Below are 26,496 nucleotides of genomic sequence, written 5' to 3'. Positions count from 1 at the left end.
CTCACACCATTTGGTCTTCGCGAATCACCTGGCCGGCCTGGATCAACGCGTCCTGCAGGTGGCGGACGTCGATCGCGCGCGGCGGCACCGCGCGCGCGGCGGCGAGCGCCGCCGCGGTGCCGGCGGCCTGCCCGGTCGCCATGCACACCGGCTGCATGCGCGTCGCGCCGTGGGCCTTATGGGTGGTCGAGATGCACCGGCCCGCGACGAGCAGCTGCTCCACGTTGCGCGGCACGAGGCACCGGTACGGGATATCGTACGCCATAATGCCCAAGTCGGTGGTCTTGATCCAGTAGTTCTCGCCGCCGGCGTCGGCGCCGCCGTGGATGTCGATGGGGGTGGATCCTTTCGCGATCGCGTCCTCGAACGCCCGCGCCGACAAGACGTCGTCTTCAGTCAGCATGTAGTCGCCGACGATGCGCCGGGTCTCGCGCACGCCGAGCTGCTGCGCGGTCTGGTAGATGTAGCACTGCTCGAACCCCGGCATGCGGCCGCGGAGCCACGCGCTGAGCCCGGCGGCCTGGCGCCGGGCGTCCGCCTCGGCGCGGGTCAGCTCGCGCGGGTTCGTCCCGTCGAGGCCTTCCACCCGCGTGCCGTTGACCGTCACGACGCCCTGCCGCGCCTCCTCGCGTCCGCACAAGAGCCACACCTGCTCGCCGGAGATTCCGCGGGGCAGCTCCCCGGCCCGCACCGCGTCCCGGAACGGCTGAAAATACGTCAGGCTCATGATCCCGAGCCCTTCCGCGCGCGGATCGTCGGGCACGCGCGTCATCTCGAACTCCCGCGGCCGCCCGCGGACGAAATCGGCCCACCGGTCGATGTCCACGCCGCCGAGGCGGTACATCAGCGTGATCGGCTGCAGCTCTCCGCGCGCCGCCTTCTCGAACGGCGCGCCGGCGGCCGCCGCCACGTCCCCGTCGCCGCTCGCGTCGATGCACACACCGCACGTCGCAACTTGCAGCCCGCCCTTGTTGTGCAGCACCAGCCCCTTCAGCCGGTCGCCGTCCATCAGCACGTCGACGACGCTGCTGTGCAGCAGCAGCTCGACGCCCGCCTCCCCCGCCATCTCGAACAGCACGTTGCCGAGCACGAACGGGTCGAAGAGGACGCGCGTCACGCATTCACCCATCGTATCCGCGGTGTGCCCGGCCGAGCCGCCCGCCCGGACCAGCCGGTCCACGATCTCCTGGGCGATGCCGCGAACGGCCTGGCGGCCTCCGGCGTCGTGAAAGGTCACGAAGCAGTTCATGAGACCCCTGGTACTCGTCCCGCCGAGACCGCTCGACTGCTCCACGAGCAGCGTCGGCGCGCCGCTTCGCGCGCTGGCGATCGCCGCGACGATGCCGGCGGTCCCGCCCCCGACGACGATCACGTCGGCATGCCCAAAGAATCTCATCCGGCGTCCCCCCGCAGGCACGGCAGTCCGGACGCGGGCCCGGCGGCCCGAGCGCCCCGCCGCGCCGCATCGCCGCAATTATGGGACACGGCGGCGCCGGTAGTCAAACCGATTTGGCAAAATCCGCACCCCCGCGCCGCGTTAGCGCGCCCGATCAGGGCTCCAGCGGGCCCGTACCCGGTCCGCCGCGTGGTTCAACGCGAGCACGGTCAACGCGATCAGGAGGCCCGGGAAGATGCCGTACCACGGCGCGGCGTACATGTACTCGCGGCTCTCGCTGATCATCAGTCCCCAGGAGGGCTGCGGCGGCTGGGTCCCGAGGCCGAGAAAGCTCAGGCTCGCCTCGAGCAGGATGGCGCGGGACACGCCGATGGGGATCTGGACCAGCACCGGCGAGAGCACGTTCGGTAGGATGGTGCGAAAGACGATCCGGGCGTCGCGCGCGCCCGCGGCGACCGACGCCTCCACGTACTCCATCTCGCGGTGCGTCAGCACGCCGGCCCGGGCGATCCGCGCGAACTGCGGCAGGCCGACGATCGCGATCGCCACGCCGGCGTTCACCGACCCCGGCCCCACCGCGGCCACGAGCGCCATCGCGAGCAGCACCGGGGGGATCGCGAGGAGCGTATCCACGGTCCGCATCGCGGCGGCGTCCACGGCGCCGCCTTTGAAGCCCGTCCAGAGGCCGAGCGGCACCCCGCACACCGCGGCGACCGCGGTCGACCCGACGCCGATCGCGAGCGCGATCCGGGCGCCGTACAAGAGACGGCTGAGGATGTCCCGCCCGAACTGGTCCGTGCCCGCGAGGTGGCTCCACGACGGCAGCGCGAGCACTGTCTCTTTGCTCATGTCCGTCGGCCCGTACCGCGCGAGGAGCGGAGCGGCGGCGGCCGCGGCCGCGATCGCGATCAGGAAGACGGCGCCCGCGTCCGGGACCCGCGCGCGCCGCGCCGCCCGGGCGCGGAGAGGGGCGTGATTGCCCGCGAGCGCCCTCGCCGACACCGTCATCGGCGCGCCGGGAACGCGGCGCCCGTCATTGATACCGCACCCGCGGATCGAGCAGGCCGTAGAGCGCGTCAGTGCAGAGATTGATCACGACGAACGCCGCGATGCCGACGAGGATCACCGACTGCGTCACCAGATAGTCGCGCGTCAGGATCGAGCGCCACAGCATGCTGCCGAGCCCCGGAATCGCAAACACGGCCTCCGTGATCACGGCCCCGCCGATGAAGAACCCGGCCTGGATGCCGAGCACGGTGACGATCGGAATGAGCGCGTTGCCGAGCGCGTGCCGCCACACCACCGCACGTCCCGGCAGGCCCTTCGCGCGCGCCGTGCGCACGTAGTCGTTCGACAGCACGTCGCCGAGCGACGCCTCCACGAAGCGCGCCATCACCGAGCCGACGCCGAGGCCGAGCGTGACGCCCGGCAGCACGAGGCTGCGCGCCCACCCGGACGGGCTCTCCGCGAGGCCGACGAACCCCGAGGGCGGCAGCCATTTCAGGACTACGCCGAAGTACCACGACAGGATCGCCCCGAGCCAGAACACCGGCACGGCCAGGGCCCATCCGTGGTACCAGCGCAGCGCGGCCGCGAGCGGCGACCGCGGCCGCGTGGCCGCGAACATGCCCGCGGGAAACGCGATCAGCACGACCACGGCGAACGCCCACAGCGAGAGCTGCAGCGTCAGCGGCAGGGCGCGCCCGACGAGCCCGGCCACCGGCGCGCCGTTGATGAGCGAATGCCCGAGATCGCCGTGCGCGATCCGGACGATCCACCCCCCGTACTGCAGCGGGAGCGGCCGGTCCAGGCCGAGATACGCCCGCAGGGCGCGCAGCTGGTCGGGGGTGCCGCGGTCCCCGAGAATGACCTGCGCCGGATCCCCCGGCAGCGCGGCCACCATGGCAAAGACCAGCACGGACGCGAGAAACAGGGTGAACGCGGCCTCGATGCCCCGCCGCGCCAGGTAGCGTCCCAGCCCGCCGGCCGCCATGGCCCCCGCCTACGTCCGCTCGAGCGCGGCGAGCGCCTCGCTGACCCTCCGGGCGATCTGATCGGACTCGTAGGCCACGTCGTCGCGGCCCCGTTCGGCGGTGGCCCGGCGCGGATCGTGTTCCGCGGCCACGGTAAAGTCCGGGGTGGGCTCGCCGACGACGGTCTGGCGATCGAGGATGCCGAAGTCCCGGTACCCGAGCGGCTCCGGCAGCGCGGGCAGCGCCGCGAGGTCGATGGCCTCGGGATGGTACGCGAGCAGGTACGACGTCTCGCCGATCGCCGCGTGCTCGCGGTACCGACCGTCGTAGAGGTACCCCGCGAGCAGGACGGTCGCGCGGCCCGGCTCCGTCGTTTCCGTCGCCACGCGCGTGAGCGTGTTCCGGTGGTTCTGGGCGCCGTGGCCGTTCACGAGCGCGATCACCTTGAACTCCTGGCGCTTCAGCCCGCGGACCACCTCGCGCACGATCAGCGCGAACGCGCTCTCCTCGATGTACAGGCTCGGCAGCGCGAAGCCCGGATAGTCCATCCCGTAGATGCGCTCGGTCCCGCTGAAGCCGCGGTGCCGGAGGCGCTCCGCGTCCGTATAGGTCTCGGTGCCGAGCGGCAGCGGCGGCAGGACGACCCCGCCGGCCTTGCGCGCCGCCTCGAGCGCCATCGTGTGCGCGTGCAGCATGTCCATACCGACGGCCATGTGCGGCCCGTGCCACTCCATCGGGCCGATCGGCAGGTAGGCGATCGGCGCCCGCCGGCGCGCGGCGACGATGTCCTGCGGCCGCATCAGTTCGTAGCGGATCTCCACGTCCGTCTCCCCCCTGACGGGACCAGCCGGCATCGCCGCCCTCCTAGCGGTTCAGCCAGGTCCCCTTCAGCTGGATCAGCATCTGCGGATCGACGTCGAACCCGGCCACCGGCTTCGCGAGGCCGTAGGTGGGGAGCCGCAGCGCCACCGGCACGGCCCACGCCTGATCCAGGATGTAGCGGATCACCGCGCGCAGCCGCGTCCACCGCTCCCGCATGTCGAAGGTCGTGTTGAGGCCGAGCAGGCCGTCGACGTATTCGCGCGGCGGCCCGGTCTGGATCCACGCCGGGTTCGTCCCGTCCGTGCGGAACGCCGAACTGATGGTGAAGTCCGTCGGATCGATGGTCGCCAGCGTGAGGAACGAGAGGCTGAGATCGAAGTTGCCGGCGAAGTAGGGCGGAAAGTACTGGGCCGGCTCGTGGATCGTGATGTTCGCGTCGAGGCCGGCCTGCCGGAGATCCGCCTGGATGATCTGCGCGATCTGCGGCAGCTCCGGGGTGCTCGTAGACGTGAGGAAGTTCAGCCGCACGCCGCGGCCGATGCCCGCGGACGCGAGGATCTGCTTCGCCTTCGCCGGATTGTACCCGTACTCGGCGTCCAGCTTCGGATCGTAGCCCGGCGAGGCGGGCGTCACCATCTGCGCGACCGGCCGGCCGACGCCGCCGAGCACCGTGCGCACCACCGTAGCGCGGTCCACCAGGAGCTGGATCGCCTGACGGACCTTGATGTTGTCGAGCGGCGGCTTGCGCGTGTTGATGACGAGCACGTAGTACTCGTTCGGCACCGGCGCGGGCGCGATCTGGAACCCGGCCTGCCTGAGGCGCGCGACGTCCTTGTTGACGATCGTGTGCGCGACGTCGACCGTCCCGGCCTGGAAGGCGTTCTCGAGCGCCTGCGGATCCGAAAACACGCGGCAGACCACGCGGTCGAGCAGCGGCAGCCCCTGCTGCCAGTAGCCGTCGAAGCGGGCGAAGGTGACGTGGTCGCCCGGCACCCACTCCTGCACGCGGAAGGGTCCGGTCCCGCCGCCCTTGTTCCGCACGGTCGCGAACGACGCCGGGTCCACCATGCCCCACCGGGCGATCTGGGCCAGGTAGTCGGGATGCGGATGGGCGAACCGGAACCGCACCGTTCTCGCGTCGAGCCGGTCGGCGGCTTCCCAGTCGCCGAGGCGGCTGAACAGTCCCCCGCCGGTGGCCTTGTCTTTGGTGCGGCGGAAATTGGCGATCAGCGCGTCGGCGCCGAAGGTGCCGCCGGAATGCGTCCGCACCCCGTCGCGGAGGCGGAACACGACGCTCATGCCGTCCTTCGCCGCGTCCCAGAACTCGGCGAGGTCCGGACGGGCCTGCAGCGTCGTGGTGTACTTGACCAAGTAGTTGTAGACCTGGAAGAACATCGGCACGTTGGCGAACACGATGTCGTTGGGATCGAGCGACACGAGATCGGTGTTCACGCCGACGGTCAGGGTTCCGCCGCGCTTCTCCGCGGCCGCCAGCACGCGGCGGTCGAACAGGCCGCCGGCCGGCAGCGCCGCGCCCGCCGCGGCCCCCGCGGTGAGCGCGAGCAGCCGCCGCCGGGTCAGGCCGCGCGGATCGGCTTCGGTGCGTGTGCCTCCGTTCGCCATCGTCTCCCTCCGGGTCGTCGACGTCTCAGCCTTTGAGCGCGCCCGCGGTGAAGCCGCGGACCAGCGACTGCCGGAACGCCAGCACGAACAGCACCACGGGGATCGTCATGATCACGCCGAGCGTGGCCAGCGCGCCCCACTGCAGCTTCTTGTAGCCGGCGGTGAAGCTCATGATCGCCACGGAGCCGGTGCGCGCGTTGAAGCTCGTCACGATCAAGGGAAATAGAAATTCGTTCCAGTTGAAGATGAAGGCGAGGATGAAGGCGGCGAGCAGTCCGGGGCCGGCCAGCGGCAACAGGATCTTCAGCACGATCGCCGGGAGCGAAGCGCCGTCCAGCGCCGCGCTTTCGGCGAGCTCCCGCGGCACGTCCGCGAGGAAGGTGTGCAGCACCCACATCGCCAGCGGGATCTCGAACCCGATGAACAGGATGACGAGCGCGGTCTTGGTATCGATGAGGCCCATCGCCTTCAGCGTCAGCTGAATGGGAATCAGCGTCGTCACGGGCGGGAACATCCGCGGCAGCAGGATCAGCAGAAAGAGCACCGTCTTGGCCTTGAAATCCAGGAACCGAAACGTCATTGCCGCGAGGCCGGCCAGCACGACGGTGCCGAGGGCGCCCAGCGTGGACGTGATCAGACTCGTCCAAATCGGCCCCGCCAGGCCGCTCGCGACAAAGTCGGTGTACCGTTCGAACGTCGGGACGAAGAACAGCGCCGACCGGTCGATCAGAATCCGCTCGGGCTTGATGGACAGCATGACGAGGTAGAGAAACGGCGGCAGCGTCCAGGCCAGCAGCGCGATGATGCCCGCGATCTGCCAGCGGGCGCGGCGGGCGGCGGCCGCCGAGCGGTCGCGGACGCGCGCACGCGCGCGGGCCGCCGGCCGGAGCAGCACGTCCGCTTCGCCTTCGCGCGGGGCCAGCTCGCGCGCGTCCATTACAGGTTCGCCGCCCCGAGGGCCCGGTAGTAGCTGCGCAGATAGAGCCAGTAGGCGGCGCCGAGGACGGCCAGGAGCACCGTGATCACGGCCGACGCGTATCCCAGCTCGTAGAACTGGAACGCCTGCTTGTACACGAACATGCTCACGAACTGTGTCGACGAGCCCGGGCCGCCGCCGGTCATGACGAACACCTTGTCGAGTTCGAGAAACGCGTCCATGAGGCGAAGGCCGGCGGCGACGAGCACCATGCCCGTGACCTGCGGGAGGATGATCCGGCGGAACAGCTGCCATCCCGAGGCGCCGTCCACGCGCGCGGCCTCGAAGTGCTCGCGCGGGATGGCCTGCAGCGACGCGAACAGCAGGAGCGTCACAAGCGGCGTCCACTCCCACGCGTCCGCGACCAGCAGGGCGAACATCGCCGTCCCCGGCGTCGCCATCCAATCCGGCTGCGGGACGTGCAGCAGGTGCAGGACGTAGGGGATGTAGCCGACCGTCCGGTCGAACAACGTGCCCCAGGCCGTGCCGACCACGACGGGCGCCATGATCATCGGCAGCAGGAAGACGCCGAGCAGCAGGTTCCGTCCCGGCGGGTCGGTGTCGAAGAACATCGCCGCGGCGAGTCCGATCAGCACCTCGGCGGCCGTGGCGATGAGGCCGAATTTCGCGGAGAGTCCCAGCGACTGGCGGAGCGCGCCGTCGCGCGCGATCTGGACGAAGTTCGCCAGATGGTTCCAGCGCGGCGCGTTGTCGTACACGATGTTGTACGTGTGCAGGCCGAGCCACAACGTGTAGACCGCGGGGGCCAGCCGCCACACGACCACGTAGAGCACGGCGGGCACCGTCATCAACCAGAAATAGAACCGCCCGCTGCCGAGGACCGCCCACTTCATTCCCATCGCGCGCTCCGAAAGACGCCGGTCGGAAGGCCGCCGCCCGCCGTGAGGCGGACGGCGGCCCTCCGGCGCCGCATTAGGCGGTTACTTAACGTAGCCCTGCCGCTTGAAGAAGTCTACCACCTTGGCCTGGGCGCCGCTGAGCGCGTCCTCCACGGACTGCTGGCCCGACATCGCGGCCGACAGCGCCTGCTCGTAGATATCCTGGGCCTGGACCCACTCCTTGAGCGGCGGGATGAACGTCGTGTACGGCTTGCCGTTGATGAAGCTGCTCATCGCGTTGAACACGTTCGGATAGTTCGTGCGCACCTCCGGATCCTTGATCACCGACGAGCGCATGGGAATCAGCGCAGGGTACTCCTTCATCACCTGCTTGGTCCCCTGCGTGTTCAGCACGGCCGTGGCCAGCTTGAACGCCTCGGCCTTGTGCTGGGTCAGCGCGTAGATCGCGAGGCCGTTCGCGTCGCCGACGTTGGCGTGGGGCCGGCTCGCGACCTGCGTCGGCAGCAGGGTGTAGCTGACCTTGCCGACGATCTTGGAGAGCTTCGCCACCGGCAGCACCGACAGCATGTTGTCGAGGGCGTCCATCGCGATCGCGCCGCGGCCGGACGCCATGATGCGCTCGGCGCCGCCGCCGGTCAGCGACTCGCTCCCGGGCTCCATGTACTTGTGCAGGGCGACGTAGTACTTGGCCGCGGCGATGCTCTGCGGCGAGTTCACCGTCGGCTGCATGGTCTTGGGGTCGTAGATCAGGTCCCCGCCGAACGCGACGAGGATGTGCTCGTACCGGTGGAACAGGAAGCCGCCGCTCTTGTTCGCCATGACGACGCCGTAGAAGTCCTGGTCGAGCGGCTTGCCCATCAGCGTCGCGCCGGCCTTGCGCGTGAAGAACTGCGCCACGTCCATCAGCTGCTTATAGGTCTGCGGAACGGCGAGCGGGTAGCCGTACTTGGCCTGAAACGCTTTCTTCTCGGTCGGATCGGCGAACAGGTCGGTCCGGTACCCCATCATGTACGGGGCGGCCAGCATCGGCATCGCCCACAGCTTGTTCTGGAACTGGAGGCCGACTGTGGTCAGGCTGATGAAGTCCTCCGGCGCCACCGCCTTTTTCGCCGCGGGCGTCGTCATCAGGTCGTCAATCGGGATGACCGCTTTGGCCGCGGCGAGCCCGGGGATCCAAGTGTTGTAGACGTAGACATAGTCCCACGTCTTCACGCCGGACTTGTAGTCGATCAGCGCCTTCTGGAAGACGTTGTCCCAAGGCAGGTACTCCGGCTTGATCTGGATACCCATCGGCTTGCCGATCTCGTTCGCCACCTTGACGAACGCGACCCACTCGTCGAAGTCGGGCCCCAGGAACGTAAGCGTGGTCATGCTCTGAGCGCGCGACGTCTGGGGCAGCGAGCCCGTGACGAGCACCGCTACGAGCAACATCGCAAACACGGTCGCGGCGACCCGGTATCGTGGCTGACGCAACATACGCGTGATCCCCTCCCCCTGATGATCTAGGCGGGCCGGCGTACCGATCCGGCCCCGCCGTGGTGCGGCGTACGCGATCAACAGCTCCGCGCGGCGGTGTCCCTCCCTTCCCACCTCGACGTGCCTCCCTTGGCGCGGCCCGGCCCGGTCATGAGGCCGGGACCGCGGCGTCCAGGACGGCGTGCTGTGCGCGCAAGGTCTTCTGGACGGCGGGCGCCGTGAGCCCGCGCGGCGCCGTCCCCGCGGCGGCGCTCATCGCGGCGATCGTCCCCGCGGCGTGCCCGGTCGCCATGCAGACACCCTGGCCCCGAACCGAGCCCGCGGCCTCGTGCGTCGCGGAGATCGCCCGGCCGGCCACCACGAGGCCGTCGAGGCCCACCGGGAGCAGGCACCGCAGCGGAATCCCGTAGGAGTACTCGATGCGCCGCAGCGTCACGCCGCCGCCGCCGACCCGGGCGCCGAGCACCTGGGCGCCCGGACGAAGATCGTGCAGATCGAGCGGGTACGCGCCGCGGGCGACCGTATCGGGAAAATCCGCGCCCGACAGCACCTCGTCGAGGGTGAGGACGTAGTCGCCGGCGACGTGCCGCGACTCGCGGACACCGACCTGGTAGGCGGAGTCGAGCAGCCGGGCCTTGCGGAACCCGGGCACGCGCCGCCGGAGGAATTTCAAGATTTCGAACATCTGGCGCTGCGTCTCGATCTCCGCGCGGCTCAACGCGTCCGGATCGGTCGCGTCGACGCCGTGGACACGGGTCGCGTTGATCGTCACAACGCCCGGCACGGGCCCCGTCTCGACGCCGATGCGGTCCCGCGGCACGGACAGCTCGCCGGCCCGCCGGGCCGCGGCCACGAGCGAGGGATAGGCGTCCATCACGATCGACTGCGCGGCGAGATCCTGGGCGGTGTACCCCGCTCCGCCGTCCCAGCGCTCCGGCAGGTCCATCTCGCCGGGGTTCGCTTTCAAGTACGCCAGCATCTCCTCGACGTCCACGTCGCAGACCCGGAAGATCCGGGTCACGGGCTGCGTCAACCCGTCGTCGGCCCGGCCGACGACGAACCGCCCCCCCGCGCGGGCGGCGACGTCGGCGTCTCCGGTCGCGTCGACGACCACCTGCGCGAGGACGGTCTCGAGACCGCCCTTGTTGGCCGCGAGGATCCCGCGCACGCGCGGGCCCTCGGTCACCGCGTCGACGCAGAACGTGTGGAGCAGAAACTCCACGCCGGCGTCGAGCAGCATCTCCAACAGCGTCTGCTGAAGCGCGACCGGATCCGCGACGGTGACGGAGCCGACCTGCTTGTCGGGGCGGTCCTCGAACGCGGCGCCCGCGTCCGCGAGGCGCGCCAGGAGCTCCGCCCCGATTCCGCCGAGCGCGCGGCGGCCCGAGGCGTCGCTCACGCCGAGGAACGACATCCCGGTCGAGGCCATCCCGCCGACGCTGCCGTACTGTTCGACGAGGACGGTCCGCGCGCCGGTCCGCGCGGAGGCGATCGCGGCGACGGCGCCGGCCGTCCCGCCGCCGCAGACGAGCACGTCCACTTCCGGCCGCACGCGCATCGCGGGCCTCAGACCTCGAGCGACGCCGGCGACGGGCCGAGGCGCCGCAGCAGCTCGAGATCGACGCCGAGACGGGTCAGCTCGCGCTGCACCGCGCGGACGTCGGCCGCCCGCGGCGGCACGCCGGCGCGGGCGGCGAGCGCACCGGCGACGCCCGCGGCGACGCCGGTCGCCATCGCCGTTCCCTGGTTGCGCGTGTACACGTCGGCGTGGTGGTCGACGGAGATGCAGCGGCCGGCGACGAGCAGGCCGTCCACCTCCCGCGGCAGGAGGCACCCGTACGGAATCTCGTAGACGAACATCCGGGCCACGAGCTCCCGCGCCTCCACGTCCTGCGGCCCGCCTTCCTGCCCGTCCGGCGGGTGCCCGCCCTGCTGGCGCGGGTTCTGCTGGTTCGCGTCGACCCCGACGACGTCGTCGTAGTGCCGCCCGGCGAGGATGTCCTCCTCGGTCATGAGGTACTCGCCCCGGATGCGGCGCGTCTCGCGGACGCCGATCGTGTTCGCGGAGTCGAGGATGAACGAACGCTCGAAGCCCGGCACGCGCGCGCGCGCCCAGTTCGCGAGCTGGATCATCTGGTGCCGCGTCTCGATCTCCGCGCGGGACAGGTCCTCGGCGTTGGTCCCGTCCACGCCGTAGACGCGCGTCGCGTTGACGGTGAGGACGCCGCGGTCCGGCAGGACCGACTCGACGCGGAAGTAGTAGCAGTCCGGCCACAGCTCGCCGCGCGCCTTCGCCTCCTCGACGAGCTTGAAGAAGCCGAAGACGCGGATCATCTGATGCTCGAGATCGAGCATGCACTGGAGCGGATCGGGCGAAAAGTCCTCGGGGTGCGTGCGCACGTAGTCCACGAGCCGCGGGACGTCCACGCCGCCCATCCGGAAGATGAGCGTCATCGGCCGCATCTTGCCGTCCCGCTCGCGCCCCTTGATGTACGGCGCGCCGGCGCGCGCGGCGATGTCCGCGTCGCCGCTCGCGTCCACGGTGATGCGGCTCAGGATCGCCTGGCGCCCGGACTTGTTCTCGGCGACGATGCCCCGCAGATCGCGACCGTCCATCACGACGTCGCTGACGAACGTGTGCAGCAGCACGCGGACGCCCGCTTCCGCCAGCATCTCCAAAGCTGTGACCTTGTAGAGCTCGGGGTCGTAGACGACGAACTCGCCGGGGATCGCGCCGTCCCGGGCGATGAGCCGGTCGAACAGCTCGCGGACGAGACCCCGCGACGCGGCGTACGGCACGTAGAACAGGTTCATCATCGCCGCGGTGCCGGTACCGCCGAGGGAGCCGAAACGCTCGACGAGGAGCGTCCGCGCGCCGGTCCGGCCGGCGGCGAGGGCCGCCATGACGCCGGCGATGCCGCCGCCGACAACGAGGACATCGGTCTCGTGCGCGACCGGGAGATCCCGGGCCGCCTCGACCACCTGTCCCGAACCCAGAGGCCGTGCTGGCAAGAGCCCGCACCTCCAACGCCTAACGCGGCAGCGGCTGCTGCGTGGCCGCCGGGACGGAAGCGCGAGGCGCTGCCGGACGGCGGGGGGCGAATGTCTGATCGTGCGAACGATGTGGGGCAGACGATTCGGGCCGATTCCGGCAAACTCCTGTCAAATCGGTTTGACAAACGGGCCCGGGGTCCGCACAATGGGGGCGTGCGGCGTCTTCGTGTAACGGTGCCGGTGTAGCCGTGGCCCGCGTGGCGACGCGCAAGAGCAAGGCTTCTCCGGCCCGACGGCCCCGGGTCCTCGGGCGGTCCGGTTCGGCGAGCAGCCTGCGCGACGTGGCCCGCCTGGCCGGCGTCTCGCTGCCGACCGCCTCCCAGGCCCTCAACGGCCGCGCTCGGATCAGCACCGTGACCCGCCAGCGCGTGCGCGAGGCCGCGCGCCGGCTGCGGTATACGCCGAACGCCGCGGCCCGCCGGCTCAAGCTGGGCCGCTCCAACTCCGTCGCGATCGTGCCGGGGCTCAACATGACCGGCATCTTCTCGGATCTCTTCTACCGCGCCGTCCTCGCCGGGGTGGGCAGCGTGTTCGAGGAGGTCGGGGTGCGGATGCTGATCGCGCCCCCGCTGCGCCCATCCTCCGCCGCCCCGCCCTTCGTCGAGATGGCGCAGGCGCGCGAAGTGGACGGCATCCTCGTCGCCGGCGTCGTTGAGGCCCGCTGGGTGCGCGTGGCCCTCGGGGCCGGCGTCCCCGTCGTGATCCTCGACAACTTCGTGCCGGGGGTCGGCGCGCCCGCGGTGGTCAACGACAACGCCGGCGGCGCCTACGCGGCCACCCGGCACCTCGTGGACCTCGGCCACACGCGCATCGGCTTCGTCGGCGCCGCGGTCGATTATCCGTTCGGCCGGGAGACGCAGAGCGGCTACGCCGCGGCGCTGCGGGACGCCGGGCTCGAGCGCGATCCGGCCCTCGAGGCCGTGACCCCCGTCGACGCGGACGCCGCCTTCCGCCGCTCCGGAGAGCTGCTGGCGCTGGCCGACCGTCCGTCCGCGATCTTCGCGGTCACCGACAAGCAGGCGCTCGGCGTCATGCGCGCCGCGGGCGCGGCGGGACTCCGGATTCCGCACGACCTTTCGGTCGTGGGCATGGACGACATCGAGCTCGCGGCGACGACCGACCCGCCGTTGACGACCGTCCGAATACGCAAGGACGTGATGGGGGCGACGGCGGCCAGGATCCTCCTCGGCCTCGTCGCGGGAGACCGGGCGGCGCGGCCCATCACCACGGTCGCAAACGAGCTCATCATTCGAGGCACCACGGGAGGCAGACCATGAGCAGAACCACCGGCGAGCGGCTGGCAGTCGACGGCGGAACCCCGGTTCGCACCGAACCGCTCCTGCCCGGCTATCCCGGAGGCCTGCTGATCGGCGCGGAGGAAAAGGCCGCGGTGATGGAGGTGCTCGACAGCCAGAGCCTCTTCCGCCACTACGGTCCGAAGCCGCTCGGGAAGGTCGTGGAGTTCGAGCACGCGTTCGCGCGCGCGATGGACGCGCGCCACGCGGTCGGGGTGACGTCGGGCACGGCCGCGCTCATCACGGCGCTCGCGGCCCTCGGTGTGGGGCCGGGCGACGAGGTCATCGTCCCGACCTACACGTGGATCGCCACGATCAACGCCGTTGTGATCCTCGGCGCGGTGCCCGTGTTCGTCGACATCGACGAGAGCCTGAACATGGACCCGCGCGCGCTCGAAGCCGCGGTCACGCCCGCGACCAAGGCGATTCTCCCGGTGCACATGCGCGGGGCCGGCGCCGACATGGCGCCGATCCTCGAGACCGCCCGGCGGCACCGGCTCCGCATCGTCGAGGACACGGCGCAGGCGGTCGGCGGGCGGTATCGGGGCAGGCGGCTCGGCACGTTTGGCGATCTCGGCGCCTTCAGCATGCAGTACCACAAGGTGATCACCACGGGCGAGGGCGGCGTGGTGGTGACCCAGAACGCCGCGCTCTACGACCGCGCGGTGCGCTTCCACGACCAGGGGTCGGCGCGCATGCAGGAGCTCGACGAAACGCTGCCCGGCGCCAACCCGCTGATGATCGGCCTCAACTTCCGGATGAGCGAGATCACCGGCGCGATCGGCCTCGTGCAGCTCGGGCGGATGGAGGGCATCATCGAGCGCATGCGGGCGCACAAGCGGACGATCCTCGACGGGCTGACCGGCGTGCCCGGCCTCACGCCGCGGCCGCTGCCGGACCCGGACGGCGACACCGGCGCCACGCTGATGTTCTTCCTGCCGACCGGTGAGCACACCCGCGCCTTCAGCGCCGCCCTCAACGCCGAGGGCATCCGCAACACCGTGGCCTGGGACAGCGGCCAGCACGTCTACTATCACTTCGACCAGATCATCGAACGCCGCATGTTCTCGGAGCGGCACTGTTCGTGGGAGTGCCCCCACTACCGCGGCCGCGCGCGGCTCGAAAAGGGCATGTTCCCGCGGAGCGACGATCTCCTCCGGCGCGCGATCCACATCGACCTGCACCCGCTCATGACCGAGCGCGACGAGGCCGACATCGTGCGGGCGATCCGCAAAGTCTCGCACGCCCTGAGCTAGGATGGCGCGGCCGCTCGGCGTCGCGATCCTCGGCTACACGGGGGTCGCCAAGGCCCACCTCGCCGCGGTACGGCGCCACGGCGAGCTCTTTCCGGACGCGCCGGCGCCGCTGCGCCTCGTCGCGCTGTGCGGCCGGACGCGCGACGCGGTCGAAGAGACGGCCCGGCGCTACGGCGCCGAGCGGGCCGCGACGGCGTGGCAGGCGCTCGTCGACGATCCGGGCGTCGACGTGCTGATCAACGCGGCGCCGAACGACCTGCACGCGGCCCCGAGCGTCGCCGCGCTGCGCGCCGGCAAAGCCGTGCTGTGCGAAAAGCCGCTGGGCCGGACGGCTCGGGAAGCGGCGGAGATGGCGCGCGCCGCACGCGACAGCGGGCGCGTCGCGATGACCGGCTTCAATTACCGGTTCATGCCCGCGGTGCTGCTCGCCCGCCGCATGGTCGAGTCCGGCGAGCTGGGCCGCCTCTACCACTTCCGCTGCCGCTACAGCGACGACTCGCTGCTCGATCCGCGCGCCCCGTGGGGATGGCGCCACGACCGCGAACTGGCGGGCAGCGGCGTCATCGGCGACCTGGCGGCGCATCCGCTCGACCTGGCGCTCGCGCTCGCGGGGCCGATTACCGCGGTCACGGCGGCCACGCGGACGTTCGTCGCCGAGCGGCCGCGCGGCGCGGGCCGGGCGCCCGTCACCGTCGAGGACGCCGTCGTCGGGACCCTCGAGTTTCAAAGCGGCGCCGTCGGCACGCTCGAAGCGAGCGGCATGTGTCCGGGCCGCAAGAACCTGTTCACCTTCGAGCTCAACGGCGACCGCGGCACCGTGGTCTGGGACCTCGAGCGCCTGAACGAGCTGCGGGTGTATCACGGGGACGGGGACGCGCGCGGCCTCGCCGACGTCCTGGTGACCGAGCGCACCCATCCGTACGGCGGCCGGTGGTGGCCGCCGGGGCACACGCTCGGCTGGGAAAGCGGCTTCGTCCACCAACTCGAGGAGCTCGTCCGCCGAGTGACGGGCGCCGGCGGACCCGCGGCCGGGGCCACGTTCGCGGACGGCCTGGCCTGCGCGCTAGTCTGCGACGCCCTGCTCTCGGCGGCGGAGACCGGGCGGCGGATCGCCGTGCCGCCGCTGCCCGCGCCGTTCCAGGCCGGATCGGAAGGGACACGGTAGGCGGGGTGCATCAGGGGGGAGCGGCGTGCCGGTAAGGGTCGGACTGGTCGGCGCCGGCGCCATGGGCCGGCGGCACCTCGAGGCGCTGTCCCGCGACGCGCGCGTGTCGATCGTCGGGGTCGCGGACAACGTCGAAGCGGCCGCCCGCGGGGCCGCGGAGCCGTTCGGCGCGCGGGCGTGCCGGACGGTCGGAGACCTCGCCGAGGCGGGCGCGGACGCCGTGTACGTCACGCTGCCGAACGCCTTCCACGGCGCGGTCGTCATCGACGCGCTGGATCACGGACTGCACGTGTTCTCCGAGAAGCCGATGGCGACGGCGCTGGACGAGGCGCGGCGCGTGGCCGCCGCCGTGCGCCGCACCGGACGGCTGTATCAGATGGGCTTCAACCGGCGGTTCGCGCCGGCCTACCGCTATCTCAAGGAACAGGTCGCGGGCAGGTTCGCCCCCTTCTCGGCGAACGCCAAGATCACCGACGGCGACATGCTGACCCCGGCGTGGTACGTCGACGCGTCGCTGACGGGCGGGTTTCTCTACGACTGCGCGGTCCACATGATCGATCTCGTGGCGTGGCTTGTCGGCCCGGTGCACGCGGTGTCGGCGCTCGGCCGCCAAAGCTGCTACCCGGACCACGACGACATCGCGCTGCTGCTGGAGTGCGACGGCGGGCGGCCGGTCGCCCTCACCACCTGCGGGCACGCGTCGTGGGCCAAGCCGACGGAGCGGGTCGAGCTCTACGGCGACCACGCGCTCCTCGAGTCCGCGGATATGGACCGGGCGCGCCACTCGACGCGCGAGACGCCCGGCGCGGCGTGGCAGGTCTTCCCCTCGCCTGACGAGGTCACCGCCCTCGGCTACGTCGCCGAGGACCGGGCCTTCGTCGACGCATGTCTGGGCGAGGGCCGGCCGCCGGTCACCGTAGACGACGCGTTCCACAGCATCGCGGTCATCGACGCCGCGTACCGGAGCCTGCGCGCGGACGGGCGGCGGGAGCCGGTGCCCGGCGCGTAAGCTGTGAGGAGCAACGGACGGAGGAGGGAGACGATGAGACGGTTCGGCGGGATCGTGGTGGCCTTGCTTGTGATCGGCCTGCTGGTCTCGGTGTATCCTGCGGCGTGGGCGATCAACCCGGTGAGCGGCGGCGCCTTCAACGTGCAGAGCCGCATAGACCTGCGCGCGCTGACGCGCGACAATTTCGACAGGATGCTCGGACCCGCCGCGCGGGGCCAGAACATCGTCTTCTACGACTTCGCGGACACGCTGTGCGAATTGCTGGCCAAAGAAGTCGCGGACTGGGGCCGGTCCAGCGGGGTCGGGGTGAAGCACGTCTGCGTGGACGGCGACGCGGCGACGCAGCAATTGATCGCCGAGCACCAGGCCGGCAAGCCGCCGTCGGCGGACGTGTTCTTCCTGCCCAACAACAACGTCCGGCTGATGACCGGCGCGGGACTGGTCGCCAACATCGCGCTGGTCGACCTCCTGCCCAACGCCCGCGACGTCGATCCGTCGGTCGCCCGCGAGTCGCGCGGCTACCTGCACGGCGGCACGGCCCTGCCGTTCCACCGGAACCAGACGGTCGTCGCGTACAACAGCCAGTTCGTCTCGAAGCCGCCGGACACGTTCGCCGCGCTGTACGACTTCGCGCGCAGCCACTCCGGCAAAGTCGCGCTCACGCCGCCCAACCACGGCGGCAGCGGGTCCGGCTTCCTCGAGAGCGCGCTGCTCGCGTTCGCGCCCCAGTGCAGGAAGGATCTGTATTCGTACGGGATCAGCGACGCGCAGGCGCAGGCGATCGCCGCGAACTGTATGCCGCCCGTCATCGACTACTTCAAGAAGCTGAAGCCGTACGTCACGTTCACGAACGGCAACGAAGCGTCCGTCCAGGCCCTGGCGAACAACACCGCCTACGTCGCGACCGTGTGGGAGGACGACCTCTACACGCTGGCATCGAAGGGGCTCGTGCCGCCGTCCGTGCACCCCCACATGCTGGCCAGCGGGGAAGTGGGCGACGGGGACGCGATGATTGTCGTCGCGGGGACGCAGAAGCTCGAGGCGTCGCTGCTGCTGGCGGACTTTCTGATGGGGGACAAAGTGCAGATCGACAAGCTGGAGCAGACCGGCAGCCGGACGGCGCGGCTCACCCTCAAGACCCGCGGGCACATCCCGGCCAATATGGCGCCGTTCCTCCTGCCCGACGCGATGTACCACGAACGGACGCGGACGCGGATCAACGGCGTGGTCTCGAACGCGGCGGTCGCGATCTTCGTCCGGCAGATTCTCCAGTAGGGTGGCACAGGTCGAACTGCGCGGCGTAACCAAGGCCTACGGGCCCACGGCCGCCGTGCGGGACGTGTATCTCGAGGCCCGGGATGGAGAGTTTCTCACCATCCTGGGTCCCTCGGGGTGCGGGAAGACGACGACGCTGCGCATCATCGCCGGCCTGCTCGACCCCGACGCCGGCGAGGTCCTCATCGACGGCCGGCCCGTGCACCATCTGCCGGCGCACCGGCGCGAGACCGCGATGGTGTTTCAATCGTACGCGCTGTTCCCGCACATGACCGTCGCCGAGAACGTCGGCTTCGGCCTGCGGATGCGGCGCGTGCCCGCGGAGGAGCGGCGGACGCGCGTCGCCGACGCCCTGGCGATGGTGGAGCTGGGCGGGCTCGGGGACCGGTACCCGCGGGCGCTGTCGGGCGGCCAGCAGCAGCGCGTCGCGGTCGCCCGCGCGGTCGTGACGCGCCCCAAGGTCCTCCTCTTCGACGAGCCGCTCAGCAACCTCGACGCGAAGCTGCGGGAGCGCCTGCGGCTCGAGCTGCGGACCCTGCAGCAGCGGCTCCGGATCACCACCGTCTACGTGACCCACGACCAGGCCGAGGCGCTCGTCCTCTCCGACCGGATCGTCGTGATGGACCGGGGCCGGGTCGTCGAGGTCGGCGCGCCGCAGGACGTGTACCGGCGGCCGCGGGCCCGGGTGACCGCGGAGTTCCTCGGCATCGCCAACCTGATCGAGGCCACGGTCGCCGGCGCGGAGGGCGGCCGGTACGTCGCCGAGACTCCGATGGGGCCGCTCCAGATGGCGTGCGCCGACCGGCTGGCCAGCGGCGACGCGGTGACGCTGTCCTTCCGCCCGGAGGACATCCGCATCGGCACGGGCGGCGTGAACTGTCTCACCGGCGCGGTCCAGCAGGCTGCCTACCTCGGATCCATCACCGACTACGTCATCAGCGTGAAGGACGTGCGGCTCCGCGTGCAGCAGCCCGGCGAGCCGGCGCACCGGATCGGCGACACGGTGAGCCTGGTGCTGCCGGAGGCGCCCGCCGTCATCCGGGAGCGCTGAGGGGTGGCCGAGGTGCTCCCGGCCTCGCTCGCCCTCGACGGCTCGCGCCTCGCGGCGCGGCGGCGGCGCGACAACTGGATCACCCTGCTGCTGCTCGCGCCCGGCGTCGGCTTCCTCGCGCTGTTTCTCGTCATCCCGCTCGCGCAGGTGTTCCTCCGGAGCGTGGGGCTCGCCGCGGTCGGCCAGGCCTCGCGCTTCACCTGGGAGTACTACGGTCAGTTCTGGGCCGAGCCGCAGTACCGCGACGGGTTCTTCTTCAGCCTCTGGCTCGGCGTCGCGTCCACCCTGATCAGCCTCGCGACCGCCCTCCTGTTCAGCGCGCTGATGCAGATCCGGTTCCCCGGACGCCTGCTTATCAGCGTGCTGTACAAGATCCCGCTCGTCGTGCCGAGCCTCGTCGCGGCCTTCCTGATCCTGAGCCTGATCGGCCCCGGCGGCATCCTCGCCCGGCTGGTGTTTCACTGGGGGTGGGCCTGGCCGCGCCTCGTCTACGACCGCTGGGGCTGGGGCGTCATCCTGGTCCTCGTCTGGCACAACGTGCCGTTCATGATGGTCATCATCTCCGCCGTGATGGCGTCGATCCCGCTCGACATCCTGGACGCCGCCCGCAACCTGGGCGCGTCGCCGTGGGCGGTGTTCCGGCACGTCACCGTGCCGCTGTCGCTGTCCGGGATCTCCGCCGCCACGCTGCTGGTCTTCATTCAGGTGTTCGGGGCCTTCGCCGTGCCCTCGCTGCTCGAATCGGCCTACCCGACCGCACTGCCGGTGATCATGCAGATCGAGATGATGGACCATGCGAACTGGGCGCTCGCCTCCGCGCTCGGCGCGGTGTTGACGCTGGCCTCGGGCCTCGTGCTGTTCCTGTACTACCGGCTCGTGCAGGGACGCGGGGCGGGCGTGCGGTGACGCGGACCGGCGCCTTTCCGTCCCGCGCATTCCCGTGGCTCCTCGCGGGGCTGTTCTTCAGCCTGGCCCTGGTCGGCTTGATCGTGCCGCTGGCCGTGGGCGTTCTTTGGTCGCTGGTGAATCCCCGGGCGGGATGGTTCCCGCCGAACCTCGTGCCGCCGAGCCTGTCGCTCGCGAACTGGCGGGCGATGTTCTCCGTGCCGGAGATGGGCGACGCCGCGATCGCCAGCTTCACGATCGCGCCCATCGTCACCGCGCTGTGTGCGGCCCTCGCGCTGCCGACCGGCTACGCGCTCGGCCGCCGGCCGGTCCCCTTCCGCCGGGCGATCGAGTTCCTCGTGCTGGCGCCGATCATCATGCCGGGCATCGTGATCGCGACCGGGCTCGGCTCGGTCTTCATCCGGATCGGCCTGGAGCACACGATGCTCGGGGTCATCCTCGTCCAGACCGTCGTGGTGCTGCCGTTCATGATCCGCATCGTGACGGCGACGTTCGAGGCCGTCCCCCAGGACCTCATCGACGCCGCGCGCAATCTCGGCGCCGGACCGCTCAGCACGGCGTGGCGCGTGCTGATCCCCCTCGTCGTGCCGGGGCTCTTTGCCGGCGGCGTGTTCACGTTCATCGGCAGCATGGAGGAGTTCGTGCTGACCTTCATCGTCGGCAGCCCGGACGTGCGCACGCTGCCGGTGCTCCTGTTCGCCTATCTGGGCGGGCGGTCGCAGATCTTCACCTACGCCGCGGTCGTCACGATCGTGCTGCTCGCGCCGACGATCGTGTTTCTCTTCGTCGCCGAGCGGGCGCTCAAGCAGGAGTACCTCGCCGCCGGCCTCGGGAAGATGTGAGGGACGTCCGTGCCGCCTGAGTTTCTGCGCAGCCGGCGGGGCGCGCCGCACGTGTCGGCGCATCGCGGCGCCTCGTCGAAGGCGCCGGAAAACACGCTGGCCGCGCTCGACGCGGCGTGGCGGGACGGGGCGACGCTCGCGGAGATCGACGTGCGGCTCACGCGCGACGGGCACGTCGTCCTGATGCACGACCGTACGGTAAACCGGACGACCACCGGCCGCGGCTCCGTCGAGGAGATGACGCTCGAGGAGATCCGCGGCCTCGACGCGGGCGCCTGGTTCGCGGACGCGTTCCGCGGCGAGCGCGTGCCGACGCTGCGCGAGGTCGTCGCCTGGGCCCGCGGGAAGCTCGTGCTGCTCGTGGAGCTCAAGAACTACCCGTTCCGGGACGTCCCGCTCGTCGAGCGGACCGTGGAGCTGATCGACGAGACCGCCTCGGCCGACCATGTCGTCCCGGCGGGCTTCGACCACGTCGTGCTCCGTGACATCAAGCGGCGGCGCCCCGGCTGGGCGATCGAGATGATCTACAACGCGCGCCTCGCGGACCCTGTGGGCGCCGCGCGCGCGACGGGGGCGGCGCTGGTGTCGCTCGAGCCCCAGTTCGCCCTTCCGGAGGACGTCGCCGCGCTCCACACCGCGGAGGTGGCGGCGCTGACAACCCTCGAACGCCCCGAGGACGCGGCGCGCCTGCTCGCCTGGGGGCTCGACGTGCTCGAGAGCGACGATCCCGCGATGGCCGTCGCCGCGATCCGGGCGGCCGTGGGCGGCGTGCCGTGACCGCGCTTCTCGACGTCGCGGTCGCCGCGGCGCGGGCCGGCGGGACCATCCTGCGCGGGCGTTTCGGCAGTCCCGGGCGGATCGTGATGAAGGCGGCGGGCGCCGGACCCGTCTCCGAGGCGGATCTCGCCAGCGAAGCCGCGATTCTCTCGCATCTCCGGCCGACCGGCATCCCGGTGCTGTCGGAGGAAGCGGGCGGTGCGGCGCGGGGACGCCGGTGGATCGTTGATCCCCTCGACGGCACGGGCAACTTCATCCGGCATCTGCCCTGGTTCGGCGTGGCCGTCGCCCTCGCGACGGACGACGACGTCGAGCTCGGCGTCGTCTACGCGCCGATGACGGACGAGCTCTTCGCGGCGGCGCGGAGCGGCGGCGCCACCCTCAACGGCCGGCCGATTCGCGTCTCCGAGACGGCGCCGCTCGGCGAGAGCTGCGTCTTTACGTCGATCGATCGGGGGCTGTGCGCGAACCGGATCCGGACGCAGCGGTTCGTGCGCGTCGCCGAGCAGGTGGCGGAGATGCGCAGCCCCAACGCCGCGCTCGTCGACATGGCCCAGGTGGCGGCGGGACGCGCGGACGCCTTTTGGGAGGACGGGCTCCCGGCCTGGGACATGGCCGCCGGCAGCATTCTCGTCGAGGAGGCCGGCGGCGCCGTGTCCGGTCTCGACGGCGGCCGGCTTCACCTGGACGGCCGCGCGATCGTGGCGTCGAACGGCCGCCTCCACGCTGCGCTGATTGCGGCGCTTCGCGAGTCGCCGTGACCGGCGGCCCCAGCCACCCAAAGACGGCTTTCGACCTTCCGCCGCGCTCGGTCTTCGAGCCGCCGAGTTATCCGAACGTGTGGTTCTACGTGCACGACGCCGTCGTCGGGGCGCACGGCGACGCCGTGGCGTTCGTGACCGGATGGCTGCGCGATCGCGCCGGGATCGTGAACGACTTCGGACGCTACAAGCCGCCCGAGGCCTCGGACGCGCAGGCGCGGCTCCGCGGACTGCAGCCGTGGCGGGACGCCGCCGACCCCGCCCGCAACCACGCGCACGATCTGCACATCCGTTACTACTACGTCGCGCTCCGGCAGCAGCGGCAGGAGCGGGCGGGCCCGTATTTCCGGCTGGCCGGGAGCGTGCACTACGAAGTCGAGGACGAGCATCCCCTCCACCCGTACGTGGACGAATGCCCGTACTGCGGCCGGACCGCCGAATACGCCGGCGCGGACGACCTGTTTGCCGGCGCCCACGAACCCCTCGGCCTGGAGCTGCTGCTCTACGGCACGAACCACGGCCGGCCCGTCGCGCGGCCCGACGGCCGTCCCACCGTCGGCGTGGCGGCGCTCGCGGACACCCACGCCGTGGAGATTCAGCGGCTGCGTCCATCCCGCAACGACATGAACATCGCCGCGCTCGCCGTCGTCGTCATCGGCCCGAAGACCGCCCCGGCGCCGGGGCGCCGCGCATGATCCTCGGCGCGTGCACCTGGATCTACGGGGAGGCACCGCTCGCGGAGACGCTCGCGCGCATCGCCGCGGCCGGCTGCGACGCGGTCGAACTGCCGGGCGAGCCGGACCAGTTCGAGCCCGCGGAGGTGCGGACGGTCCTCGCGCGCCACCGGCTGGCGCCCGTGGCGCTGACGGCTTCCTGCAAATCGCCCGAGACCCGCCGAGACCTCGCCCACCCCGACGCCGCGGTACGCGCGGACGCGGTCGCGTACGTTGGCCGGTGCCTCCGCTTTGCCGCCGAGATCGGGGCGCCGCTCGTGCAGATGCTCCCGTCCGGGGAAACGCGCCTCGCGCCGCTCGCCGACCGCGACGACGAGTGGCACTGGTCGGTGGAGGCGATGCGGGCGGCCGCGCACGAAGCGGAGCGCTTGCGGGTGCGGCTCGCGGTCGAGCCGATCAATCGATACGAGACCTATCTCGTCACGTCGGTCGAGGCGGCCCTCGCCTATCTCGACGCCGTCGGCTCACCGTGGGTCGGGCTGACGCTCGATCTGTTCCACGCCAACATCGAGGAGCGCACGATCCCCGGCGCGATCCGCGCCGCGGGGTCGAAGGTATGGCACGTCCACATCGCGGACACTAATCGCGAGGCCCTGGGACGAGGGCACCTCGACCTCGACGCCTGCCTCGCCGCGTTGCGCGAGGTACGCTATGAAGGCGCGCTGGTCCTGGAAATGACCGCCCCCGGTCCGGACCCCTTCCGGCCGATCAAAGACGCGCGGTCGGCCGGCATCGTGGACGGCTACCTGCGCGAGTCGCTCGCGCGGCTGCGGGCCCCGCGGTAGGCGGCGCCGCGCGCGCTCGTCACGGCCGCGTCCACATCGTCGCCTCCGGCGCGGCGGCCGTTAGCGCGCGGGCGGCCGGGCTCTCGGGCGTCGATTTCATGGTTGCCGGCCGCCCGTCGGCCGGCACGGCGAACGGCGTCCGAGGACGATACTCGTCGTCGAGACAGTACGCCCGCACGAAGCGCACCGTCACGCCCTGCGACCGCGGCTCGATCGCGCGGATCGCGATCGCCTCGACGTCCCCGTCGCCGGCGCCCGGCGGCAGCTTGACGGCGGTGCTCTCCGCGTCGTCTCCGCGCATGGCGAGATCCGCGCGGCCCCACGCCGATCCGTGCCAGGCGCCGCGAATCCTGACGAGCGCCTCAAGCGGCACCGCCACGGCGTCCGAATCGCGTTTGAACTGCAGATACGCGTACGCGCGGGGATCGGCCGGCGCGTCCGCCGCCGCGTGCGATGTGCCGTCCAGATGTTCCTGGCGCACCACTTCGAGGCTGCTCACGCGCTGAATCCACGGGAAGCGGTACTGGACGCCCTCGCGCGGCTCGCCGTGCGGCTGTGCGATCGCCGGCGCCAGCGCGACGCGGTACGGACAGGTGATCCGGTCCGTCACCATGCCGTTGCGGGTCGACGCCTGCAGCACCGGATGCCCGCCCAGCGCCCGCGGGCCGCGAAAGGGCCGCGTCACGTGTTCCGGACCCTGAAACTCCTCCCGCACGATACGGCCGCAGGCGTCCCGCACGATGCGAAATACCCATTCGATGTCCGTGGTATGGCCCCAGACGGCCAGCAGGCCGGTGAGATCGGTGCCGGCGTCCTCATGGCTGTTGATGACGTGGTACTCGACGCCCCGACCCTCCGGCGTCTGGACGGGCCGGTAGAAGAGCAGCAGCGGCGTGTCGGTCGAGAGACCGTCCAGCGGACCGTCGAGGGCCCGGTAGTGCAGCACCGGCGCGTGCCGCCACACGAATGCGCCGCCCTCGTCATCGGCGACGGCGTGGGTGCGCAGCGCGTGGCACTCGAGCACGGCGGCCCCCGCCGCGGAGAGCGCCGCGTCGAACCGCACGGCGACCTGGTGCGGCCCGGCGGAGAGCCGCCCGAGGAGCCGCGCGTATTCCACCGGCTCGTCCGCGCCGGCCAGGACCAATTGCTGGGTATCGCCGCCGTCGATCTCGAGAGACGCCACCGCCGTTTCGCCGCGCGCCCACGACGTCCCAGGCGCCGCGAGGGTGAGCGATGCCCATGCCTCGCCCGGCGAAGGCAGCGTGAATTCGTAAGTGAGGATCCCTCCGCGCTCGAGGCGCGCGACCGGCGTCGCCTTCACCGCCCGTCGAGGCCCGTCCCCTGCGGCGCGGCCGGAGCCGGCTCAGCTTCCACGGCGGGCTGCCCCACCTCCACCGGCCGGCCGTCTTTGAACAGGAGCGCCCGCGCGATGCGCACGCCGATCTGCTGGCCTTCTCCCGGCGGCGCCTCCTTGTCGGTGAACAGCCGCACCGCCCCGACGCCCGGGACGTCCGCGAGCACCTGCAGGTAGTGTCCGAGATTCATCACGCGGCGCACGTGAGCCGCCGCACCCGCGGGATCGATGATGAGATCCTCCGGCCGGACGGCCAGGCTCACCTCGGCTCCGTCCGGCCACGCCGGATCCGGCAGCGGCAGGTGCCACGGCCCGGCGGCGACGACGCGCTCGGCGCGGCGCACCCGCGCGGGCATCACGTTCATCGTGCCGATGAAGTCGGCGACGAAGAGCGTGCGCGGGTTGGCGTACAGGCTGGACGGCGTATCGACCTGCTCCGCCACGCCGTCGTGCATGACCGTGATCCGGTCCGCGATCGTCAGTGCCTCTTCCTGATCGTGCGTGACGAAGACGGTCGTGATGCCGATCTCGCGCTGGAGCTGCTTGACCTCCTCCCGCATGTGGACGCGGAGACGCGCGTCGAGGTTGCTGAACGGCTCGTCGAGGAGGAGCAGCTGCGGCTCGAGGACGAGCGCGCGGGCAACCGCGACCCGCTGCTGCTGGCCGCCCGAGAGCTGATGGGGATATTTCCGGCCGACGTCGGGCAGGCCGACGAGAGCGAGGACGTCGCGCACCTTGGCGTCGACCTGCGCGTGCGGCAGGCGCCGGAGGCGCAGCCCGAACGCGATGTTGCCCTCGACCGTCATGTGCGGCCACAGGTTGTAGCGTTGAAAGACCATCGCCGTGGGCCGGCGCTCCGGCGGCAGTGCCACGACGCTGCGGCCGTCGATCCGGATGTCGCCGGCGTCCGGGGTCTCGAATCCGCCGATCATGCGCAGCGTCGTCGTCTTGCCGCACCCCGACGGGCCGAGCAGGCACATCAGCTCGCCCTCCCGGACCTCGAGCGTGAGGTCGCGGACCGCCGTGTGCGGGCCGAAGCGCTTGCTGAGCCCGACGAGGTCGAGGCGTGCCATCAGGCGCTCCCGGCCCGACGCGCCGGCCGGTAC

At 71.4% G+C, this 26,496-nt stretch carries 24 protein-coding genes; 12 read left to right on the top strand and 12 right to left on the bottom strand.

Features of this window, described 5'->3' with window-relative positions; genetic code table 11:
- Position 1 precedes the first annotated feature (1 nt).
- The 10 genes from VKT83_13345 to VKT83_13300 form a co-directional block, all read right to left on the bottom strand.
- A complete protein-coding gene (locus VKT83_13345) occupies positions 2-1,396 on the bottom strand; it encodes an FAD-dependent oxidoreductase (protein HLY23444.1) in 1,395 nt (464 codons plus the stop codon).
- 141 nt (positions 1,397-1,537) lie between these two features.
- Positions 1,538-2,404, bottom strand: a complete 867-nt coding sequence (locus VKT83_13340) for an ABC transporter permease (GenBank protein HLY23443.1) — start codon at positions 2,402-2,404, stop codon at positions 1,538-1,540.
- Between the two features lie 25 nt (positions 2,405-2,429).
- Positions 2,430-3,389 carry an ABC transporter permease gene (locus tag VKT83_13335; protein HLY23442.1) on the bottom strand — a complete coding sequence of 320 codons (960 nt, stop codon included), beginning with the start codon at positions 3,387-3,389 and terminating at the stop codon, positions 2,430-2,432.
- A gap of 9 nt (positions 3,390-3,398) precedes the next feature.
- On the bottom strand, positions 3,399-4,223 hold the full coding sequence (locus tag VKT83_13330; GenBank protein HLY23441.1) for a creatininase family protein: 825 nt from the start codon (positions 4,221-4,223) through the stop codon (positions 3,399-3,401).
- Between the two features lie 10 nt (positions 4,224-4,233).
- Positions 4,234-5,814, bottom strand: coding sequence for an ABC transporter substrate-binding protein (locus VKT83_13325; GenBank protein HLY23440.1), 1,581 nt, complete (start codon positions 5,812-5,814; stop codon positions 4,234-4,236).
- A gap of 25 nt (positions 5,815-5,839) precedes the next feature.
- On the bottom strand, positions 5,840-6,751 hold the full coding sequence (locus VKT83_13320; protein ID HLY23439.1) for a carbohydrate ABC transporter permease: 912 nt from the start codon (positions 6,749-6,751) through the stop codon (positions 5,840-5,842).
- Entirely contained in the window at positions 6,751-7,650 is a 900-nt protein-coding gene (locus VKT83_13315; GenBank protein HLY23438.1) for a sugar ABC transporter permease, read from the bottom strand. Before VKT83_13315 ends, VKT83_13320 begins: the two co-directional genes overlap by 1 nt.
- Before the next feature lie 81 nt (positions 7,651-7,731).
- Positions 7,732-9,126 (bottom strand): extracellular solute-binding protein, encoded by a 1,395-nt coding sequence (locus tag VKT83_13310; GenBank protein ID HLY23437.1) that lies wholly within the window; start codon positions 9,124-9,126, stop codon positions 7,732-7,734.
- Positions 9,127-9,274: 148 nt separating this feature from the next.
- Positions 9,275-10,684 (bottom strand): FAD-dependent oxidoreductase, encoded by a 1,410-nt coding sequence (locus VKT83_13305; GenBank protein HLY23436.1) that lies wholly within the window; start codon positions 10,682-10,684, stop codon positions 9,275-9,277.
- A gap of 8 nt (positions 10,685-10,692) precedes the next feature.
- Positions 10,693-12,138 carry an FAD-dependent oxidoreductase gene (locus tag VKT83_13300; GenBank protein ID HLY23435.1) on the bottom strand — a complete coding sequence of 482 codons (1,446 nt, stop codon included), beginning with the start codon at positions 12,136-12,138 and terminating at the stop codon, positions 10,693-10,695.
- A gap of 239 nt (positions 12,139-12,377) precedes the next feature.
- On the opposite strand from VKT83_13300, the gene VKT83_13295 reads away from it, so the two are divergent.
- The 12 genes from VKT83_13295 to VKT83_13240 are packed head-to-tail and all read left to right on the top strand — an operon-like array spanning position 12,378 to position 24,036.
- Positions 12,378-13,457, top strand: a complete 1,080-nt coding sequence (locus VKT83_13295; GenBank protein ID HLY23434.1) for a LacI family DNA-binding transcriptional regulator — start codon at positions 12,378-12,380, stop codon at positions 13,455-13,457.
- Entirely contained in the window at positions 13,454-14,731 is a 1,278-nt protein-coding gene (locus VKT83_13290) for a DegT/DnrJ/EryC1/StrS family aminotransferase (protein HLY23433.1), read from the top strand. The genes VKT83_13295 and VKT83_13290 overlap by 4 nt, the downstream gene beginning before the upstream one ends.
- Before the next feature lies 1 nt (position 14,732).
- Complete coding sequence (locus tag VKT83_13285; GenBank protein HLY23432.1) at positions 14,733-15,896, top strand: Gfo/Idh/MocA family oxidoreductase; 1,164 nt, start codon at positions 14,733-14,735, stop codon at positions 15,894-15,896.
- 25 nt (positions 15,897-15,921) lie between these two features.
- Positions 15,922-16,905: a Gfo/Idh/MocA family oxidoreductase gene (locus VKT83_13280; protein ID HLY23431.1), complete on the top strand. Its 984-nt coding sequence runs from the start codon at positions 15,922-15,924 to the stop codon at positions 16,903-16,905.
- A 33-nt stretch (positions 16,906-16,938) separates the two neighbouring features.
- Positions 16,939-18,180 (top strand): extracellular solute-binding protein, encoded by a 1,242-nt coding sequence (locus tag VKT83_13275; protein HLY23430.1) that lies wholly within the window; start codon positions 16,939-16,941, stop codon positions 18,178-18,180.
- A gap of 1 nt (position 18,181) precedes the next feature.
- A complete protein-coding gene (locus VKT83_13270) occupies positions 18,182-19,231 on the top strand; it encodes an ABC transporter ATP-binding protein (GenBank protein ID HLY23429.1) in 1,050 nt (349 codons plus the stop codon).
- A 3-nt stretch (positions 19,232-19,234) separates the two neighbouring features.
- Positions 19,235-20,137 (top strand): ABC transporter permease subunit, encoded by a 903-nt coding sequence (locus VKT83_13265; protein ID HLY23428.1) that lies wholly within the window; start codon positions 19,235-19,237, stop codon positions 20,135-20,137.
- On the top strand, positions 20,134-20,979 hold the full coding sequence (locus tag VKT83_13260; GenBank protein HLY23427.1) for an ABC transporter permease: 846 nt from the start codon (positions 20,134-20,136) through the stop codon (positions 20,977-20,979). The genes VKT83_13265 and VKT83_13260 overlap by 4 nt, the downstream gene beginning before the upstream one ends.
- A 9-nt stretch (positions 20,980-20,988) precedes the next feature.
- Positions 20,989-21,756, top strand: coding sequence for a glycerophosphodiester phosphodiesterase family protein (locus VKT83_13255; protein ID HLY23426.1), 768 nt, complete (start codon positions 20,989-20,991; stop codon positions 21,754-21,756).
- Positions 21,753-22,517 (top strand): inositol monophosphatase family protein, encoded by a 765-nt coding sequence (locus VKT83_13250; protein ID HLY23425.1) that lies wholly within the window; start codon positions 21,753-21,755, stop codon positions 22,515-22,517. Before VKT83_13255 ends, VKT83_13250 begins: the two co-directional genes overlap by 4 nt.
- Complete coding sequence (locus VKT83_13245) at positions 22,514-23,212, top strand: hypothetical protein (GenBank protein HLY23424.1); 699 nt, start codon at positions 22,514-22,516, stop codon at positions 23,210-23,212. The genes VKT83_13250 and VKT83_13245 overlap by 4 nt, the downstream gene beginning before the upstream one ends.
- Complete coding sequence (locus tag VKT83_13240; GenBank protein ID HLY23423.1) at positions 23,209-24,036, top strand: sugar phosphate isomerase/epimerase family protein; 828 nt, start codon at positions 23,209-23,211, stop codon at positions 24,034-24,036. The genes VKT83_13245 and VKT83_13240 overlap by 4 nt, the downstream gene beginning before the upstream one ends.
- Positions 24,037-24,055: 19 nt before the next feature.
- Here the strand turns inward: VKT83_13240 and VKT83_13235 are convergent, their stop codons facing one another.
- Entirely contained in the window at positions 24,056-25,357 is a 1,302-nt protein-coding gene (locus tag VKT83_13235; protein HLY23422.1) for a hypothetical protein, read from the bottom strand.
- A complete protein-coding gene (locus VKT83_13230) occupies positions 25,354-26,463 on the bottom strand; it encodes an ABC transporter ATP-binding protein (protein ID HLY23421.1) in 1,110 nt (369 codons plus the stop codon). Before VKT83_13230 ends, VKT83_13235 begins: the two co-directional genes overlap by 4 nt.
- Positions 26,464-26,496: the final 33 nt, after the last annotated feature.

The organism is bacterium, assembly GCA_035308905.1.
Lineage (GTDB): Bacteria > Sysuimicrobiota > Sysuimicrobiia > Sysuimicrobiales > Segetimicrobiaceae > DASSJF01.
Note: the sequence above shows the minus strand (reverse complement) of the source record. Positions and strands in the feature narration are given on the sequence as shown.